Source organism: Mesorhizobium waimense (assembly GCF_003601975.1).
Taxonomy (GTDB): Bacteria; Pseudomonadota; Alphaproteobacteria; order Rhizobiales; family Rhizobiaceae; genus Mesorhizobium; species Mesorhizobium waimense.
Map to the genome: position 1 here is coordinate 342,916 of NZ_QZWZ01000001.1, position 15,871 is coordinate 358,786.

A 15,871-nucleotide genomic window follows, 5' to 3' on the forward strand; every position below is an offset into this window, starting at 1 on the left:
GATGGTGGAAGACACCGAGGACAACCGCCAGATCATCCGCGATCTCATTGCCACCACCGAATACGAACTGATCGAGGCGGCGGACGGCGCCGCCGGCATCGCTGCAGCCCGAGCGCACAGGCCAGACCTGATCCTTATGGACATTCAGCTCCCGGTGATCGACGGGTATGAAGCGGCCCGCCGCATCAAGGCCGACCCGGCGCTCCGGCACATTCCGATTATCGCCGTCACCTCCTACGCGTTGTCAGGCGACGAGGCGAAAGCCCTTGCTGCTGGGTGCGATGGTTACATTGCCAAGCCATTCAGTCCGCGCCAGCTGCTTTCCGAGATTCGCGGGTTCCTTTCTTGAGGGAGGCAGCACCTTGCACGATCCGCCTCGCATTCTCGCGGTCGACGATACTCCGGAAAACCTCGAGATCCTGCGCATGCGCCTCGAGGCGAATGGCTACGAAGTTGCAACCGCCGCCGATGGTGAAGAGGGGCTTGCGAAAGCCCGCGAACTCACGCCGGATCTGATCCTGCTCGACATCATGATGCCGAAGCTCGACGGCATCAGTGTGGTACGCATGCTCAAGCACGATCAATCGCTGCGATCGATCCCCGTTATTCTGGTCACCGCGAAAGCCGACACGCGCGACGTGGTCGAGGGGCTGGACGCCGGTGGCGACGACTATCTGACTAAGCCCTTCGAGCACAGGGCGCTGTTAGCGCGGGTGCGCTCGATGCTGCGCCAGAAGGCGCTTCACGACACTGTCGCGAGCCAAGCCAAACGCCTTGAGGACCAAGCCGCGCAACTTTCCGACTGGAATCGCTCGCTCGAGCAAACCGTGGCTGAGCAGGTGACGGAGCTCGAGCGAATGGCGCGGCTAAGGCGGTTCCTGCCCGAACAGGTCGCCGATCTCATCGTTGCGGCTGGCAATGGAGATGCGCTCTTGCAGAGCCACCGTCGCGAGGTGACCGTTGTCTTTTGCGATTTGCGCGGCTTTACAGCCTTCGCGGAGACCGCCGAACCCGAAGAAGTCATGACAGTTCTTGCCGAGTATCATTCCTGTCTTGGTGAACAAATTGTCCGCCACGAGGGGACTCTCGAGCGGTTCGTGGGCGACGGTATCGTCGTGGTTTTCAACGATCCACTGCCATGCGCCGACCACAGCGAGAGAGCTGTCTCAATGGCTGCTGCGATGCGCGACGCAATTGGCGAGCATTCAGAGCGATGGCGCAAGCGGGACTATTTGCTTGGCTTTGGGATCGGCATTGCCAGGGGCCACGCAACCATCGGGCGCATCGGTTTTGATCAGCGCTCGGACTATGCCGTCATCGGCACTGTGTCGAACCATGCCGCCCGATTGTGCGAGGAGGCCAAATCGCGCCAGATTCTTGTTAGCCAACGGGTCCTCGGAGCTGTCGAGTCGCTGGTCGAATCCGTTCTTGTTGGCGAACTGACGCTGAAGGGTTTTCGCCGCCCGATGCCTGCCTATGAAATCGTGCGGTGGATCGGTCGGCCAAGCTAGCGTTAGTGCCCGGCATGGTCCATCGCGATTTCGTCCCGTCGTGTGACTACGCTCTCCAGACGCTGAAGGATTTCCGGTACGAGGTGGCGGGAATTCGATCCTGAAGACTCGCTGCGGTTCTACACACTGCGCATGCAGGAGACGGCATGATCAAGTCGAGTCCGCAGATGGTCATCGCCGACGGCACTGACTGGCGCTTTCTTGACGTGTTGAAGCGCGAGCTTAAGATGTGAGCGGCCGGTGCATCGCCGCTCACGACAAGAGGTAGGACTAACGCTGGTGGCGGCATCCATTCCGGATGCGGCCTTGCGCGTGGACCAAGAACGGCTGGCGTCTCTCAGAACTGAGGGCTTGATTTGCTTTCAACCGGAGGAGGATTCCTATGCAGAGCATCCAGAACCGCCGCCGGTTCCTGGCCGGCCTGACGGCCGCCGGCGCCGCCAGCCTCGTCGGCGCTCCAACTCGAGCTCTTGCCGAGCCACCGCCGGAGACCACGCGCATTCGCTTGGCGAAGATTCCTAGCATCTGCGTGGCGCCACAGTATGTTGCAGAGGAACTTCTGCGTGCTGAGGGCTTCACCGAGGTTGACTATGTCGTCACAGGCGCCGGTGCGGCCCAGGCCTCCGCGGTGGCGAATGGCGAGATCGACTTTACCCTCAACTTCGTGACAAATTTGATCGTCGCCTTGGACTCCGGTGCGCGGATCACTCTGCTCGGCGGAGTCCATCCCGGCTGCTTCGAGCTGTTTGCCAAGCGCGGGATCGACAGCGTCGTCGATCTGAAAGGCAGGAACGTCGGCGTTCAAGGGCTCGGTACGGGCCCGCATCTGTTCCTCGCCAGCATCGCGGCCTATGTCGGGCTCGATCCGGCGCACGACATCAACTGGGTTGTGAACCCGGCGATCAAGCCCAAGGAGCTGTTCGCGCGCGGTGACGTGGATGCGTTCCTTGGCTTTCCGCCGGACCCGCAGGAATTGCGGCGCAGCAAGGTCGGGCACGTGATCGTCAACAGCACTGTGGACCGACCTTGGTCACAATATTTCTGCTGCATGCTGTCCGGCAACAGCGATTTTGTGGCCGCGCATCCGGTTGCTACCAAGCGTGTGCTGCGCGCCATCCTCAAGGCTGCAGATCTATGCACCGCCGCGCCGGCTCTGGTTGCCGAGCGCTTGGTCGCGGGCGGGTTCGCCAGCCACTACGATGATGCGTTCGCAGCGATCAGCGAGTTGCCTTACCGGAAATGGCGGGACTACGATTCCACTGACACCGTCCGCTTCTATGCGCTGCGGCTGAAGGAAATCGGTTTGATCGGCTCCACACCCGACAGGATTATCGCGGAAGGTACGGACGGGCGCTTCCTCAACGAACTCAAGCGCGAGCTGAAGACCTAAGGCGGCGGGAGCGGTCGATCCACCCAAGGCAAGCTAACGGCAACAATTGGGGCAACCGCGACCTCTAGCGTCGTTGCCGGCGCCCCGTGTCGCGCCGTTGGTGAGTTGCACCCTGCTAGCCCCATGGTTCGCTCTTTCCCACTTTGTCGATACTCCCGTAGTTCTGCGCACATTGAGGGTGCATCTGTTGCAGGCTTGCGCTCGTGTTGTCGTTGCGCGATGGTGCCCGGGGCTTGGGGAACATCATGGGAATTTTGGACGGTATTTTAGGACACGGCACACAAGTTGACGCTGACAAACTTGCGCGCCGCCTCGATGGCGTATTGATTGAGGGGGAAACCGTGGGCCTTGCGCCCCGACACCAGTCGGTTCCAACATTCTATCGTTAGCCGTCGAAGCGCGGCGGTGGTGCGTGCAGGCGCGGATCGGGCACTTATTTGCAACGGGTTTCAAAAACTGGTACATAACTGCGGTACATGATGGCGTCGATGCAGAACCGAACGCATTGTTTTTATTGATGTTTTATGATGGCGGTTAGTCTCCGATTGGCTCCACCAAACAGTCCTCTTCTGACGCTTGGTTTGGCGGCATTCATGCTCGCCGCCTGCCAGACTGCTCCTGAAACACCGCCACCGCCTGCTCCCCAGCCCGCTCTTCCCGCTGTTGCGGCGCCTGCTCCGGAGGGTTCGGCGGTTCTGGATCCCTCCGTTGCCATCATTCCACCCGCCAAGGGCGTTGCGCCCAAATACGCCGCTTTTTCCGGCATATGGGCTGGACAGCTGGATGGGCTGTATGAAGGCAAGCTGGCCGTGCTGACGATTTCTCCGCGCGGCAGCGTGACTGTCACCTATGCGTGGGGAGATCTGGCCGACAACAGACCGGGAGTGGCCGACGGCGCCGGGAAAATTGTCGGGACGACATTGAAGCTCGGGCGCCTTCCCAATGGCGCGGACGCCAGCTTTGCGATGCAGCCGGACGGAACGCTGGCCGTCACCTATGCGCTTGCCGGGCACACCTACACGGGGACGTTCGCCAGGCAATAATCGAGGGAGCAAATACCGCCCTCGAAACCTTCAAAGAGTCAGCGCCATGGACGTGCGTTGTGTGGGCGCGCTATCCACGGACGCGATGAACCCTGTCGCGCCGACGAGGATGTAGAATGAACAGGCTGCTTGTCGCATGAAGAAGATCGGCTTCCTTTCCTTTGGCCATTGGTCGCCCTCGCCCCAGTCGCAGACGCGGTCGGCGTCCGACGCGCTTCTGCAGTCGATCGAACTGGCTGTCGCCGCCGAGGAACTGGGCGTGGACGGCGCCTATTTCCGCGTGCATCATTTTGCCCGCCAGCTTGGTTCGCCCTTTCCGCTTCTGGCCGCAGTTGGCGCCAAAACCAGTCGCATCGAGATCGGCACCGCCGTCATCGACATGCGCTACGAAAACCCGCTGTACATGGCGGAGGACGCAGGCGCGGCTGACCTGATCGCCGGCGGCCGGCTGCAGCTTGGCATCAGCCGGGGATCGCCGGAGCAGGTGATCGATGGCTGGCGCTATTTCGGCTACGTGCCGCAGGAAGGTCAAAGCGATGCCGACATGGCGCGCAGCCACGCCGAGGTTTTCCTCAAAGTGCTGCGCGGCGAGGGCTTCGCGCAACCCAACCCCCGGCCGATGTTTCCCAATCCGCCTGGAATGCTGCGGCTCGAGCCCTTCTCGGCCGGTCTGCGCGACAGGATCTGGTGGGGCGCCGCCACCAACGCCACTGCACAATGGGCGGGCAAGCTCGGCATGAACCTGCAAAGCTCGACGCTCAAATTCGACGAGGGCGGACAGCCGCTCCACATCCAGCAGGCCGAGCAGATCCGGGCTTTTCGCGCGGCGTGGAAGGAAGCTGGACATGCGCGCGAGCCGCGAGTGTCCGTCAGCCGCAGCATCTTCGCGTTGGTGAATGACCGCGACCGCGCCTATTTCGGCGGCAATGGGAGCGAGGATCATTTCGGCTACATCGAGCCCGACAAGCTTGCCGTGTTTGGCCGCACCTACGCCGCCGAGCCGGATATCCTCGTCGAACAACTGAGAGAGGACGAAGCGATCGCCGAGGCCGACACGCTGCTGCTGACCGTCCCCAACCAACTCGGCGTGGACTACAACGCGCATGTCATCGGGGCGATACTGAAGCACGTCGCGCCGGCCCTCGGCTGGCGCTGACGTTCCGACCTTGTTGGGCGCAGGCTGGCGCGGCGCTTATGCGCTCGCGCAAACCGCCCACGCTGCCCCGCGGCGCAACTTACTTTGGCTTTCGGCCGAGCCCCATCGATTTGGCCAGCGTCGAACGACGTGCGGAATAATTTGCCGCCACCATCGGGTAGTCGGACGGCAAGTTCCACTTCGTTCGATATTGATCCGGCGTCAGGCCATAGTGTACCCCGATATGCCGTTTCAATGACTTGAAGCGCTTGCCATCTTCGAGGCAGACGATGAAGTCGGGCGTCACAGATTTTCTTACGGGAACGGCAGCTTTGAGTTCGCCAGGCTGGACGGTGGGAACTCCAACTGAAATGACCTTAAGTGACGTGTAAATCTGGCCGATGAAATTTGGAAGGTCGGCGGCAGGAAGAGGGTTGTTTGAAATGTAGGCCGACACGACATCGGCAGCTATCGAAACAAGGGGGTCGAGATTATCTTGGTGCAGCACAGGGAGCGTCACTTCGGGGGCTTTGAGTGTTTTGCGGGGGGATTTTCCGAGGGCGGAATTTATGTAATGGGGAGTGCCAATCTTGGTCGGGGGCTTTTCGGGTCTGTCTTTGATCTTGCTTAGGGTTGGCTTTGTGTAGGGTTTCTTCAAAGATGCCTCTCATTGGCAAGGCTGCCGCTGTTACTGATGCTCAGGATTCCAGTGCCGGAAAGCAAAGTGTGGGAAAATTTCACACATGTCAACTGGGGAGAAGTTCTCTAACCGAAGGCGAGGATTTCCGTCACTGGGTTTAGCTGCTGGATCGGTGACTGGCCCACGGCTTTCAGTCTTGATCGGGTGCAAATTTCGAGACGCAGGAGCCATCTGAGACATCGACCTTCGGTGTCTCCCCCCTCTCTCCTGTCACAGTCCTCTTGTGGAAACATTTCCCACGGACTATTTTCAGCGAGGGTTTTCGAGGGATGGATGGTCGATTTCTTGACTGGCTAGTGAAGGACGGCGATGAGCAAATCGGGGGGACAATATCTGGACGCCAATGGGGTCCAGGGCGCGTTGAACCGGGCTCTTCGCCCGTTGGTGCGATTGGCGATCAAGTGCGGGGTGACGTTTCCGACCTTCGTCGACCTGCTGCGTCAGCTCTATGTCAATGTGGCGGAGCATGAATTCGCCTTGCCCGACAAGCAGCAGACCGACAGCAGGGTCAGCTTGCTGACCGGCGTTCACCGGAAGGAGGTCAGTCGGCTAAGAGGCGCAGGGGCTCCGGTGCGGGTGGTGCCCGACTCTGTCTCCAGGACGAGTGCCATCGTTGCGCGTTGGCTTGCGGATCCGTCGTTTGTCGATGCCAAGGGCATTCCGTTGCCCTTGCCGCGAGCGAGCGAGGCCGGAGAGGCATCCTTTGCCAGCCTCGTGGAATCGGTAACGCGCGATTTGCGGCCGCGGGCCGTCCTGGACGATTGGCTCGATCGAAAGCTCGTTGAGGTCGACGAGAACGATCGCATCGTTCTCATGGAAGGAGCGATGGTGCCGCGAGGCGACGGCGAGGTTCGGCTCTACTACTTTGCCCGAAATCTCGGGGATCATGCCGCCGCCGCCGTCCAGAACATCCTGGCGGACGATCCGCCCTTCCTCGAGCGTGCCGTCCACTATGACGGGCTATCCGAACAGCTTGCCAAATCGCTCGAGGCCTATAGCCGCAAACTCGCAATCGAGACGCTGCTCCACCTGAACAAGCATGCGAACCAGGCCATCCAAAGTGATCCCGGCGGGACCAGCCGGTGGAATTGCGGCATCTATATTCTGACCTCGGATGGGACTTCGCTCATTGCCGAAGAATCGCCCCAGCAAAAGGATGCTGGCGGGGAGACCTCATGAGCTGGAGGCTGACGAGGCGGGATTTTCTGACGCTTGGCGTTGGCCTTCCGGCAGTGTTTGGCGGCATGTCTGCAAGAGCGACAGAGCAGCCGAAGGACCAAGGGATCGGCGGTACCGGCTGGACGGCTGGGACGGACAGTGATCAGGGCATCGGCGGCACCGGCATTGTAGGAACCATCCAGCGTTTCGGCAGCATTTTCGTCAATGACGTGCGCGTTGCCTATCAGCCGGATGTGCCGGTGTTCGTCGACGGAGTTCGTGTCACCTCGAGCAACCTGAAGGTAGGGCAGGTCGTTCGGATCGCGGTGGAACAGCAGGCAGGTCAGCCCGTCACCCGCGCGATCCATGTCACCAGCGAGGTGGTCGGCCCTGTCGAGCGCGCAGCTGCCGGCTCAATGTCGGTCCTGGGGCAGGACATCGACACCAGTCAAATTACTGAGGGATTGGCGGTCAGGACGGGTGATGTCGTGGCCGTCTACGGCATTCGCCGGCCCGATGGAAAAATCGTTGCGAGCTTGATCGAGGCCAAGCCCGACTTGATAGAGGCCAGACCCGATGAAACGCTATATTCGGTTCGCGGCCTGGCAATCGTGAAGTCCGGCGAACTGCTGGTCGGGCGGCTCAAGATCGGACCAAGATCATCAGAGTTTGCAAATCGGCGCGTTCAGTTGACTCTGACCAAGGCCGACGGCGGATACAGAGTGGTGCATCTGGAGGCGGAAGCTCCGGTTCCGCAGGCCTATGTCGCAAGCATCCTGTACGAGACTTTTCTGCAACGTCGGGGACACGAGCTCAAGTCAGGTTTGGGCGTCGCCATCGACGACCAAAACGGCGATTCGAAATCGACGGGCAATGTCCGGGCGTTTCTCGATGTCAGGTTTGACCGAGAGGGGAATATTGTTTCGGCGTCACGTCGAGACAATGCCGGCACCCAATCGCCAAACCAACCCAGCCCGCCGCCCGGTCAACATCCCCCTGGCCCAGGCGGGCCGGGTGGCCCAGGCGGACCGGGCGGACCGGGAGGCCCTGGCGGGCCCGGCGGTCCTGGCGGCGAACCCGACGGCCCGGGTGGGCCTTAGCAGTCGATCGCCCTACGGGCATCCGCTGCGTGGCCAGGCCTGTTGGGTCCAATGTCGGGCGTCGCGCCGAGGAGCGCCCAAACCCTTCAAAAATTGCTGCTGGCGAGGTCGTTTCAAGAAAAGCGATGATCCGGCCGGCCTGTCTTCGGGGATAGACGAAAACAGACCGGCCGGGGCAGCCGTAAGACGGGCTCGCTCAAACGGGGGGAGCTCGCTCGAGCCTCTTTTTGTCGGCTGCTTTCGGCGGATCACATAGGACGGGGGATCCGCCGAGACTCGATTCCGGCACATTGCATGGCAGGGATCGAAGTACCTTGCTCCTCTTCTGCATCAGCATCGCTGACCAATTCAGACTGTGGGAAATTTACCCACAAGTCAATTCCCCATGCTTCAATTTTCTTAGGCGCCCGCGAATGCCGGCGGCCGAACTCCATCGTGACTGACCGCAGACGCAAGCCAAGCAGGCCCCTCGCGACGCGAAAAACATTCGGTGCTCTTGACGTGGGTAATTTTCCCACGTATGCGACTCCCGGGAAAGCATTTTCTAAGAAATCGAAGGCCGGAACAGAGATTAGACAAGAGCTGCCGCAGTAATAAGGTCTGAACAGGCATGAGTACTATTATGGCAACTGGATCGCCTTGATAGTGCGGAAGCTTTACCAAGGGCAAATCATTGAAAAAACTGTATATCGATGCCACCCTGCCGTTCCGGTGGGGGCCTCATCCGCCTGTGGGCATCCCTCGCGTCGAAACAGCACTCATCCGTCAGGCCCTTCGATGGAAGACCTCGCCGGTCAGTTTCTTCGTTGTGGACAAACAGGGGCAGGGTCAGACGTTGAGCGAAGTAGAGCTTCGCTATCTAAGGCAGCTGGTTGACGGTGAGCTGCCGCAACCCGTCGAGGGCGAAGAAAGCTCCTATCCGACCCGCCTTTGGAAAGTGTTGTCGATCATGCGGGCCGCGCCGTTCGTTTTTGGGCGTGAGTTTGATCGCGTGGCGGCGATCTTCGTAGCGGGTTGCGAGAAGAGAAGCGGGATCAAGTTTCAACTGTCCAAGACGGCCATTCGCCTCTTCAAAATCATGAAATCATACCTGCGCCCGAAAAGAACCGTCACAAAGGATCCGCTAAAAGATAAGGACGCCATATGCTTTCTTTCGAGCGCGAGCATACACGAAATTGCCTCAAAGAAGCTGACGGAAAACATCAGGTCCGGCATTTTCACTCTGATGCACGACCTCATCCCAATCGACTTCCCGCAATTCGTCGGCCCTCATCACGCCCGCGGTTTCGTCCGCAACACGGCATGGCAAATTGAAAATTCGCACCTGCTCGTCTGCGTGTCGAAATACACCGCCGACAGGGTGAGGTGCCATGCAACGACATCCGCTCCCGGCCGGGTTCCGGAAATCGCGGTTGCATCGCCTGGCGCCTTTCTCAAGGAAGGCGTCGCGGATCGACGGATGTCGCGCGAAAGGCAAATTGAAGGCCGGAAGTTCGTTCTCTATTGCTCGACGATCGAGATCAGAAAGAATCACATCCTGCTCCTCAAGGTATGGCATCGACTTCTGCCCATCCTGGGCGATCGGCTGCCGACGCTCGTCTTTTGCGGCCGCTGGGGGTGGATGTATGAAGAGCTGGTCGCCTTCATGGCGGAGCATCCGGAGCTTCGCGAATGGGTTCAATTTCGCGCCAACGTGACGGATCAGGAGCTTGCGGGGCTCTATCGGGGCGCTGAATTCAGCGTCTATCCTTCCGTCGCAGAAGGCTGGGGCCTGGGGGCGGCCGAGTGCCTCGATTTCGGATTGCCGGTCCTCATCTCCGACGCACCGTCGCTGGCGGAGGCGACACAGGGACTGATGCCGACTATACCGGCGCGCAATGTCGAAGCATGGTGCGCTGCGGTCGCCAAAGCCTGCACGGATCCGGCCTGGCTTGACCAACTGCGCCAAACGATCGCGTTGCGGTACCGCCCGATCCGCGAGCAAGAGTTCTTCGCGACCTTATTCAGCCATGTGTCTGCGCTGGATTTAGGCGATTTTGGGCAGGAGAACTTCTGGCCGGATTCCGTGGCGACCAAGGCAAGCCGGCAGCCCGAGCGAATTGATGGCTGAGCAGTCAACCCTTTCGTCGAGTGTAACGGGAACCAGCATGGATGTTTCAACAGTCGGCGGATCGCTGAAACAGTTTGGAGACGGTGCCGTCCGCGTCCGTGTCATGGGCACGCCGAGATCCGGCACGAACCTCGCGAAGTATCTGGTCGAGCGCTATCTGAAGGTACCTGTCGTTTTCGACGAAGGGTTTTGGAAACACGGGATTTTTCCCGCCCTCATGAGCGGGCGTGATTTGCAATATGGAGAATTGCCGATCGTCGTCATGAGCAAGGACCCGGTTACCCAACTTCTGTCGTGGTATCGACTTGCCAGGAACGATGGAATTTTCAAGCCGAGTGGATATCTCAGTTCGTTTCTGACCGGACCGTTCGAAATCAGGCAGGATTTTACGGAGCCCAAGCAAATGGAATACCGGTACCGGAATCCATCGGACTATTGGAACCAGTTTTATTTCGCAATGGAGGCACTGCGGCGTACCGGCGCTCCGGTGCATTTCGTATGCTATGAAGAGCTCGCTTCATTTCCGGCCTCGTCGCTGAATTCGATTTCCCGTTTTCTTGATCTTTCTTCGCCTTTCGATGCCGGCAGTGCCGTGGCAATGCCGCAGCACGCGCTCGGCGCGAGCAATGACATCGACCAGGCTGGGAGCTCAACAGAGAATCAGACTCCGTTCGATCCCGCACGTGCCGAACTGGCATCTGCTCTTGCCCGGATCGGATGGCGCAATGCGATGACCATCCTTCGCGACATCGACGATGATGTCATGAGCGCGACGGGACGAGCCGGGTTTCGCAAGATGTGCCGAGACGCAGCCGGCCCTGCAGCGATGCTGAGGTCGCTGGTCGGCTTCTGGTGAGGTCTGTCGCCTCATGCACCGCAGACCGTAGCGGGCATCGCGCGGTCTTCACGGTGCCAGCTTGGCCCGAATCGGCTAAGCCTTGCGCATGCAGGAAACGTCCCTTTACACACCGGTGAAGCGGTTCCTCGAGAACCTCGATTTCTCCGTCAAAGGTGAGATCGGCGGCTGCGATATCGTCGGCGTGCGCGACGGCGAGCCGCCCGTGGTCGTCATTTGCGAGCTGAAACTGCAGTTCAACCTCGAACTCGTGCTCCAGGCAGTCGATCGCGCCGCAGCCTGCGACGAGGTCTGGCTTGCCGCACGCATGTCGGCACGCGGCAAGGGACGCGAGCACGATCGCCGCTTCCGCGCGCTGTGCCGGCGCCTTGGCTTCGGCCTGCTGGGCGTCAGCGGCAAGGGCGAGGTCGAACTGCTGCTCAGCCCCGCCGCCTTGCCGCCACGGCGTGACCCGAGGCGACGGTCGCGGCTGGTCCAGGAGCATCAGCGCCGGCGTGGCGATCCCGCAGCCGGCGGCAGTACGCGCGTGCCGATCATGACCGCCTACCGGCAGGACGCGCTGGCCTGCGCCGCCGCCATGGCCGATGGCCCGAAGCGGCCGCGCGACCTGAAGGCCATTTCATCACGCGCGGCCAGCATCCTGCTGCACAATTACTATGGCTGGTTTGCGAGGGCCGAGCGCGGGGTCTACGCGCTGACCGAACTCGGCCTTGCCGCCGTGCAATCACATGGGATCCTTCAGGGTTCGCTGCAGGTCTTCCCGAATGAGGCTAATCAACTCGGAATGAAGGTCGGCGCGTGACCGGGTGCCGCCGTCCTCGCAGATCGGGTCGACCTCCCCGAACGATTTGAGCAATTCGGCGCCACCCGGCTTGCATTCCGGCAGGAAGCTGAAATGCACGGCGCCCGCCACCGTGGCGTATGTTCCTTGCGGTGCCAACGCTGCCAGTTTGTCGGCGATCACCGCTTCGGGGATCGTGTCGGCGCCGCCGAGGTTGATGAAGCTCATCGGGACCGCGATCTCTTTCAGGCTCTGTGCCTCATAGGCCTGAGCGAGACCTGGATCGATCAGCACCGCCGATTTGATGCGGCGATCGAGGTTCGATCGTTCGAAGCGCGCTTTGTCGATTGTGCGCAGATCGACCTTGTCGACCCGTACCGGCTGATCATTGACATAGGCCTGGCCGCCCGCATACCAGGCGCAATCCCATTTGGCATAGGTGTCGCAATAGCGCGCATAGGCATCCAGGCTTGCACGGGCGCCGGCAATTTCCATCGCGGCGGACCCTCCGAGCGAAAAGCCGACGACGCCGATCTTGCTGCCGTCGACGACACCGCTCCACAGCGGATCGGCTGTCACGTCGTCGATCACGGCGGAAAGGTCTTGCGTGCGTTCCCACAGTTTCGGCGTATCGGCCGGCGTCGAGTCGCCGCTGGTCGTGCCGGGGTGATTGGGTCCCGCCACGACAAAGCCGGCCTTGGCCAGTTCCGTCGCCAGCCAGGCCATGCCCTGAACGCGGCCGCCGGATCCGTGCGACAGCACGATCAACGGAAACCGCCCTTCGTGCAGCGGCGCGTTCTTCGATGCCGGCGCGCCCTTGAAGACCTTGTTGTCGCCCACGAGAGCGGCTTCGCCCCCGGCCGCTGCCGGGTACCATACGGTCACCGCGAGGTCCCGCCCGCGTTCGGGCGCGGCGACTTTGATTTCGCGCACGCCGACCTCGGCGGCTTGGCTGGGAGCGATGAATGCGGCGGTGAGCACTGCGGCAGAGAGAAGATGGGAAAGCGTCATGGAAATCTCGCTCGGTTGCAAAGGACCAGCGACGACTTGCAGATAGCGCTTCCCGCTGCGTCCTCGATCGCGATTGAGGTCGTGCTCGATCGCGATATGAGCCATTATTCCCGCATCTGATCGCCTCCTCGGGACGTGCCCTTGATCTTCATTCCGCTGCCGTTCGTTGTCGCCTTGCTGCTTGTGATCCTCCTTGCTCGGATGCTGCGCGCTCAGGAGCCGTCAGAGGGGAATCGGCCATTCCTTGCCTTGGTCGGCCTGTGCGCCTTGCAGTCGGTCGGCGTCGGCTTGCGTTGGGGTTACGGCTTGGCGGAACTGCGATACATGCTGCCCGTGGTGGCGAGTTGCCTTCCGCCTCTGGTGTTGGCAAGCTTTCGCGTTTTGATCCACCGCGATGTGGCCGACGCTGGCAGCGCTCGTTGGCTTCATGCGACTCCGCCAGTCATTATCGTCGCGCTGTTGCTGTTGGCCCCGGTCCTGATCGACGTCGCTTTGATCATGATCTTCGTTGGCTATGCACTGGCCGTGCTCAATCTCGGCCGCGCCGGTCCTGATGCGCTGGACGAGGCGCGCTTCGACGGCGCCGTGGCGGCGCACCGCGCCCTCATCATCGCCGCCGCATCGCTTTGTCTGTCGGCCTTTTTCGACCTTGCGATCCTGATGGATTTCGAATGGAGCAAGGGGAAGAATGTCGCCTTCATCGTCAGCAACGCAAATCTCCTGAGTCTGCTTTTCATAAGTCTTACGGCCATCGTCGCTTCCCGTGCGCAGGCTCGTGCCGCCACGGACACGGCCCAGGCTCCCTCCATGGCTGCGCAGGATCGCGAAGCTCTGGACCGGATCCGCAATCTGTTGGTCGATCAGAAACTCTCGCGCGACGAAAACCTGACCTTGTCGCGGCTGGCACGGCGCGCGGGCGTGCCGGCCCGCCAGATATCCGGCGCGGTCAACCGGCTCGCAGGCAAGAACGTCTCCCAGTACATCAATGATTTTCGCATTGCCGAAGCTTGCCGGTTGCTCCGCGAAACCGACATGTCGGTAACATCGGCGATGCTCGAATCCGGCTTCCAGACGAAGTCGAACTTCAATCGCGAGTTCCGGCGGGTGACCTCGCTGAGCCCAGCGTCCTGGCGTGAGAGCGCGCGATCACCTGACGTTTGACTCCTGGCATGGGAGAGCGCTTTCGCGCCCGGCAACGCATTCGCTTCTCTTCCAGCTCAGAAACGCTCGCGATAGTCGCGCGGGTTGGTGCCGAGGACGCGTAGAAAGCCGCGCCGCATCGTCTCTTCCGAGCCGAAGCCGCAGTGGCGCGCCGTCTGGTTGACGGCCAGGCCCCGCTCCAGCATCCGTCGCGCCGCCTCGATCCGGATATCTTCGATCGCACGGGCGGGTGTCCGGCCCGTTGCCTCCCGATAGTGCCGCGAAAAGCTGCGCGGGCTCATATTGGCACGGTCGGCCAATGTCGCCAGCGAAAGGTCGCCGTCCAGATTGTCCAGGATCCAGCCATGCAGCCGGTCGAAGCGCTCGTCGCCTTCCTGCAGCCTGAGGGCCTGGCTGAACTGCGCCTGGCCGCCGGGGCGTTTCAGGAAAACAACCAGCTGGCGAGCCACCGCAAGGGCCATGCGCCGGCCAAGGTCGGCCTCGACGAAGGAGAGCGCGAGATCGATTCCCGCCGTCACGCCCGCGGACGTCCAGACATTGCCGTCACGAATGAAGATCGGGTCGGGTTCGAGTCGAACCGCCGGAAAGCGCTGGGCGAACTCGACGCAGCGTCCCCAATGCGTCACCGCGCGACGGCCGTCGAGGAGACCTGCCGTCGCCAGCAGGAAGGCGCCGCTGCAGACCGAAGCCGTTCGCATGGCGCTGCGCGAGTGGCTGATGATCCAATCAATCAGGCTCGGATCCTCGCAGGCCGCGTTGACGCCCCAGCCTCCAGGCACGATCAGCGTGTCGATTTCGAGCTCACACGGCGGCAGCGCCGCGGTCTCGAGCACGAGGCCGGCCGATGTCCTGGTCCGCGGGGAAGCGGCTACGACCACCACCTCATAGGCAGCCGGCTCACCGGCCTGCACAAGGAAGTCGTTGGCGCTGGCGAAAACCTGAAGTGGCCCGCTGACATCGAGGAGCTGCACATCGGGATAGGCAAGGACTTCGATACGGCGCATTGTTGTTTGGCTTGAAACGAGGGGTGATTGGCGATCGTGCCAAAGCATGATGCCCTAGATTGGCCGGAGTCAACCTGCGGAGATTCCCATGGCCCTTCGTTTCGGCTTCCTCGTATTCCCCAATGTCCAGCAGCTCGACCTCACCGGTCCTTACGAAGTCGTGGCCTCGGCAAAGGGCGCCGAGGTGGAACTGATCTGGAAGGACCGCAATCCGGTGATGTCGTCGACCCGACTGTCCCTCAACCCGACGGTGACCTTCGATGACTGCCCGCCTCTCGATGTGCTGTGCATTCCAGGCGGAGGCGGCGTCAACGCGCTGCTGGAGGATCGGGCAGTCCTCGATTTCGTGCGGGAGCGCGCGGTGCAGGCCCGTTACGTCACGTCGGTGTGCAGCGGCGCCCTGGTGCTCGGCGCAGCCGGGTTGCTCAAGGGCAAGCGGGCGACGACGCATTGGTATGCGCATGATTTCCTTGCCGAGTTCGGCGCAATTCCTGTCGACGAGCGCATTGTAGAGGACGGAAACCTGATCACCGCCGGCGGCGTCACCTCAGGCATCGATTTCGGTCTCGCTTTGGTCGCCAGGCTTCTCGGCCAGGCCGAGGCCGAAACGGTGCAACTCTCGCTTGAATACGCCCCGACTCCTCCCTTCCGATCCGGCACGCCCGCGCAGGCTTCGCCTTCTGTGCTGGCGCAGGCAAAGGAGCGACTTGCGGCCTCGAGGCAGGCCCGCGAGGAAATGTTTGCCCGCTGGCGCAACACTGGCGCGGACCCCGCGGCGTCGCGCGCCCATGGCTGAACCGACCCGGCCGGATGGCGCATCTCCGTGCCGTTCGGCTAGGCCTCGTTTCGGCGGTTGACTCGGCCCTCGGTCTGTGCAGAAATTGGTTGGACCATTGAACCACTTTCGGTAA

The 15,871-nt window shown here is 61.5% G+C and carries 15 protein-coding genes; 12 read left to right on the plus strand and 3 right to left on the minus strand.

The genetic code is table 11. From position 1 onward, the window contains the following. Position 1 precedes the first annotated feature (1 nt). The 5 genes from D3227_RS01625 to D3227_RS01655 all read left to right on the plus strand — a co-directional run bounded on the left by D3227_RS01625 (position 2) and on the right by D3227_RS01655 (position 5,100). Positions 2-349, plus strand: coding sequence for a response regulator (locus D3227_RS01625; protein WP_245451610.1), 348 nt, complete (start codon positions 2-4; stop codon positions 347-349). 13 nt (positions 350-362) lie between these two features. Then, complete coding sequence (locus D3227_RS01630) at positions 363-1,511, plus strand: response regulator (protein ID WP_120011935.1); 1,149 nt, start codon at positions 363-365, stop codon at positions 1,509-1,511. Positions 1,512-1,893: 382 nt separating this feature from the next. Continuing rightward, positions 1,894-2,901 (plus strand): ABC transporter substrate-binding protein, encoded by a 1,008-nt coding sequence (locus tag D3227_RS01635; RefSeq protein WP_120011936.1) that lies wholly within the window; start codon positions 1,894-1,896, stop codon positions 2,899-2,901. A 593-nt stretch (positions 2,902-3,494) separates the two neighbouring features. Further along, complete coding sequence (locus D3227_RS42540; protein ID WP_245451611.1) at positions 3,495-3,944, plus strand: hypothetical protein; 450 nt, start codon at positions 3,495-3,497, stop codon at positions 3,942-3,944. A 136-nt stretch (positions 3,945-4,080) separates the two neighbouring features. Then, positions 4,081-5,100, plus strand: coding sequence for an LLM class flavin-dependent oxidoreductase (locus D3227_RS01655; protein ID WP_120011937.1), 1,020 nt, complete (start codon positions 4,081-4,083; stop codon positions 5,098-5,100). 79 nt (positions 5,101-5,179) lie between these two features. On the opposite strand, the gene D3227_RS01660 is transcribed toward D3227_RS01655, so the two are convergent. Beyond that, positions 5,180-5,587 carry a Ros/MucR family transcriptional regulator gene (locus tag D3227_RS01660; RefSeq protein ID WP_120012208.1) on the minus strand — a complete coding sequence of 136 codons (408 nt, stop codon included), beginning with the start codon at positions 5,585-5,587 and terminating at the stop codon, positions 5,180-5,182. A gap of 501 nt (positions 5,588-6,088) precedes the next feature. Between D3227_RS01660 and D3227_RS01665 the strand changes: the two genes are divergently transcribed. From D3227_RS01665 to D3227_RS01685, 5 genes are all read left to right on the plus strand, one after another. Next, complete coding sequence (locus D3227_RS01665; RefSeq protein ID WP_245451612.1) at positions 6,089-6,958, plus strand: DUF6502 family protein; 870 nt, start codon at positions 6,089-6,091, stop codon at positions 6,956-6,958. 53 nt (positions 6,959-7,011) lie between these two features. After that, complete coding sequence (locus D3227_RS01670; RefSeq protein ID WP_147377569.1) at positions 7,012-8,037, plus strand: DUF5666 domain-containing protein; 1,026 nt, start codon at positions 7,012-7,014, stop codon at positions 8,035-8,037. Between the two features lie 673 nt (positions 8,038-8,710). Beyond that, positions 8,711-10,147: a glycosyltransferase family 4 protein gene (locus D3227_RS01675; RefSeq protein ID WP_147377570.1), complete on the plus strand. Its 1,437-nt coding sequence runs from the start codon at positions 8,711-8,713 to the stop codon at positions 10,145-10,147. Between the two features lie 37 nt (positions 10,148-10,184). Continuing rightward, positions 10,185-11,003 carry a sulfotransferase domain-containing protein gene (locus tag D3227_RS01680; RefSeq protein ID WP_167480567.1) on the plus strand — a complete coding sequence of 273 codons (819 nt, stop codon included), beginning with the start codon at positions 10,185-10,187 and terminating at the stop codon, positions 11,001-11,003. 88 nt (positions 11,004-11,091) lie between these two features. Further along, positions 11,092-11,805, plus strand: a complete 714-nt coding sequence (locus D3227_RS01685) for a DUF2161 domain-containing phosphodiesterase (RefSeq protein WP_120011942.1) — start codon at positions 11,092-11,094, stop codon at positions 11,803-11,805. Here D3227_RS01685 and D3227_RS01690 read toward each other — a convergent pair. Further along, positions 11,728-12,795 (minus strand): alpha/beta hydrolase family protein, encoded by a 1,068-nt coding sequence (locus tag D3227_RS01690; protein WP_120012210.1) that lies wholly within the window; start codon positions 12,793-12,795, stop codon positions 11,728-11,730. The genes D3227_RS01685 and D3227_RS01690 overlap by 78 nt on opposite strands. 324 nt (positions 12,796-13,119) lie before the next feature. Between D3227_RS01690 and D3227_RS01695 the strand changes: the two genes are divergently transcribed. Further along, complete coding sequence (locus D3227_RS01695) at positions 13,120-13,956, plus strand: helix-turn-helix domain-containing protein (RefSeq protein WP_245451613.1); 837 nt, start codon at positions 13,120-13,122, stop codon at positions 13,954-13,956. A gap of 56 nt (positions 13,957-14,012) precedes the next feature. Here D3227_RS01695 and D3227_RS01700 read toward each other — a convergent pair whose 3' ends face one another. After that, positions 14,013-14,960 carry a GlxA family transcriptional regulator gene (locus tag D3227_RS01700; protein WP_120011944.1) on the minus strand — a complete coding sequence of 316 codons (948 nt, stop codon included), beginning with the start codon at positions 14,958-14,960 and terminating at the stop codon, positions 14,013-14,015. An 88-nt stretch (positions 14,961-15,048) separates the two neighbouring features. Here D3227_RS01700 and D3227_RS01705 point away from each other — a divergent pair, with 88 nt between their 5' ends. Beyond that, positions 15,049-15,756, plus strand: coding sequence for a DJ-1/PfpI family protein (locus D3227_RS01705; RefSeq protein WP_120011945.1), 708 nt, complete (start codon positions 15,049-15,051; stop codon positions 15,754-15,756). Positions 15,757-15,871 lie beyond the last annotated feature (115 nt).

What these genes read in the sequence shown, in the direction of transcription:
- D3227_RS01705 (WP_120011945.1), top strand. Translation starts at nt 15,049, where the DNA reads ATGGCCCTTCGTTTCGGCTTCCTCGTATTCCCCAATGTCCAGCAGCTC.
- D3227_RS01680 (WP_167480567.1), top strand. Translation starts at nt 10,185, where the DNA reads ATGGATGTTTCAACAGTCGGCGGATCGCTGAAACAGTTTGGAGACGGT.
- D3227_RS01635 (WP_120011936.1), top strand. Translation starts at nt 1,894, where the DNA reads ATGCAGAGCATCCAGAACCGCCGCCGGTTCCTGGCCGGCCTGACGGCC.
- D3227_RS01700 (WP_120011944.1), bottom strand. Translation starts at nt 14,960, where the DNA reads ATGCGCCGTATCGAAGTCCTTGCCTATCCCGATGTGCAGCTCCTCGAT.
- D3227_RS01665 (WP_245451612.1), top strand. Translation starts at nt 6,089, where the DNA reads ATGAGCAAATCGGGGGGACAATATCTGGACGCCAATGGGGTCCAGGGC.
- D3227_RS01690 (WP_120012210.1), bottom strand. Translation starts at nt 12,795, where the DNA reads ATGACGCTTTCCCATCTTCTCTCTGCCGCAGTGCTCACCGCCGCATTC.
- D3227_RS42540 (WP_245451611.1), top strand. Translation starts at nt 3,495, where the DNA reads ATGCTCGCCGCCTGCCAGACTGCTCCTGAAACACCGCCACCGCCTGCT.
- D3227_RS01625 (WP_245451610.1), top strand. Translation starts at nt 2, where the DNA reads ATGGTGGAAGACACCGAGGACAACCGCCAGATCATCCGCGATCTCATT.
- D3227_RS01685 (WP_120011942.1), top strand. Translation starts at nt 11,092, where the DNA reads ATGCAGGAAACGTCCCTTTACACACCGGTGAAGCGGTTCCTCGAGAAC.
- D3227_RS01695 (WP_245451613.1), top strand. Translation starts at nt 13,120, where the DNA reads ATGCTGCCCGTGGTGGCGAGTTGCCTTCCGCCTCTGGTGTTGGCAAGC.
- D3227_RS01655 (WP_120011937.1), top strand. Translation starts at nt 4,081, where the DNA reads ATGAAGAAGATCGGCTTCCTTTCCTTTGGCCATTGGTCGCCCTCGCCC.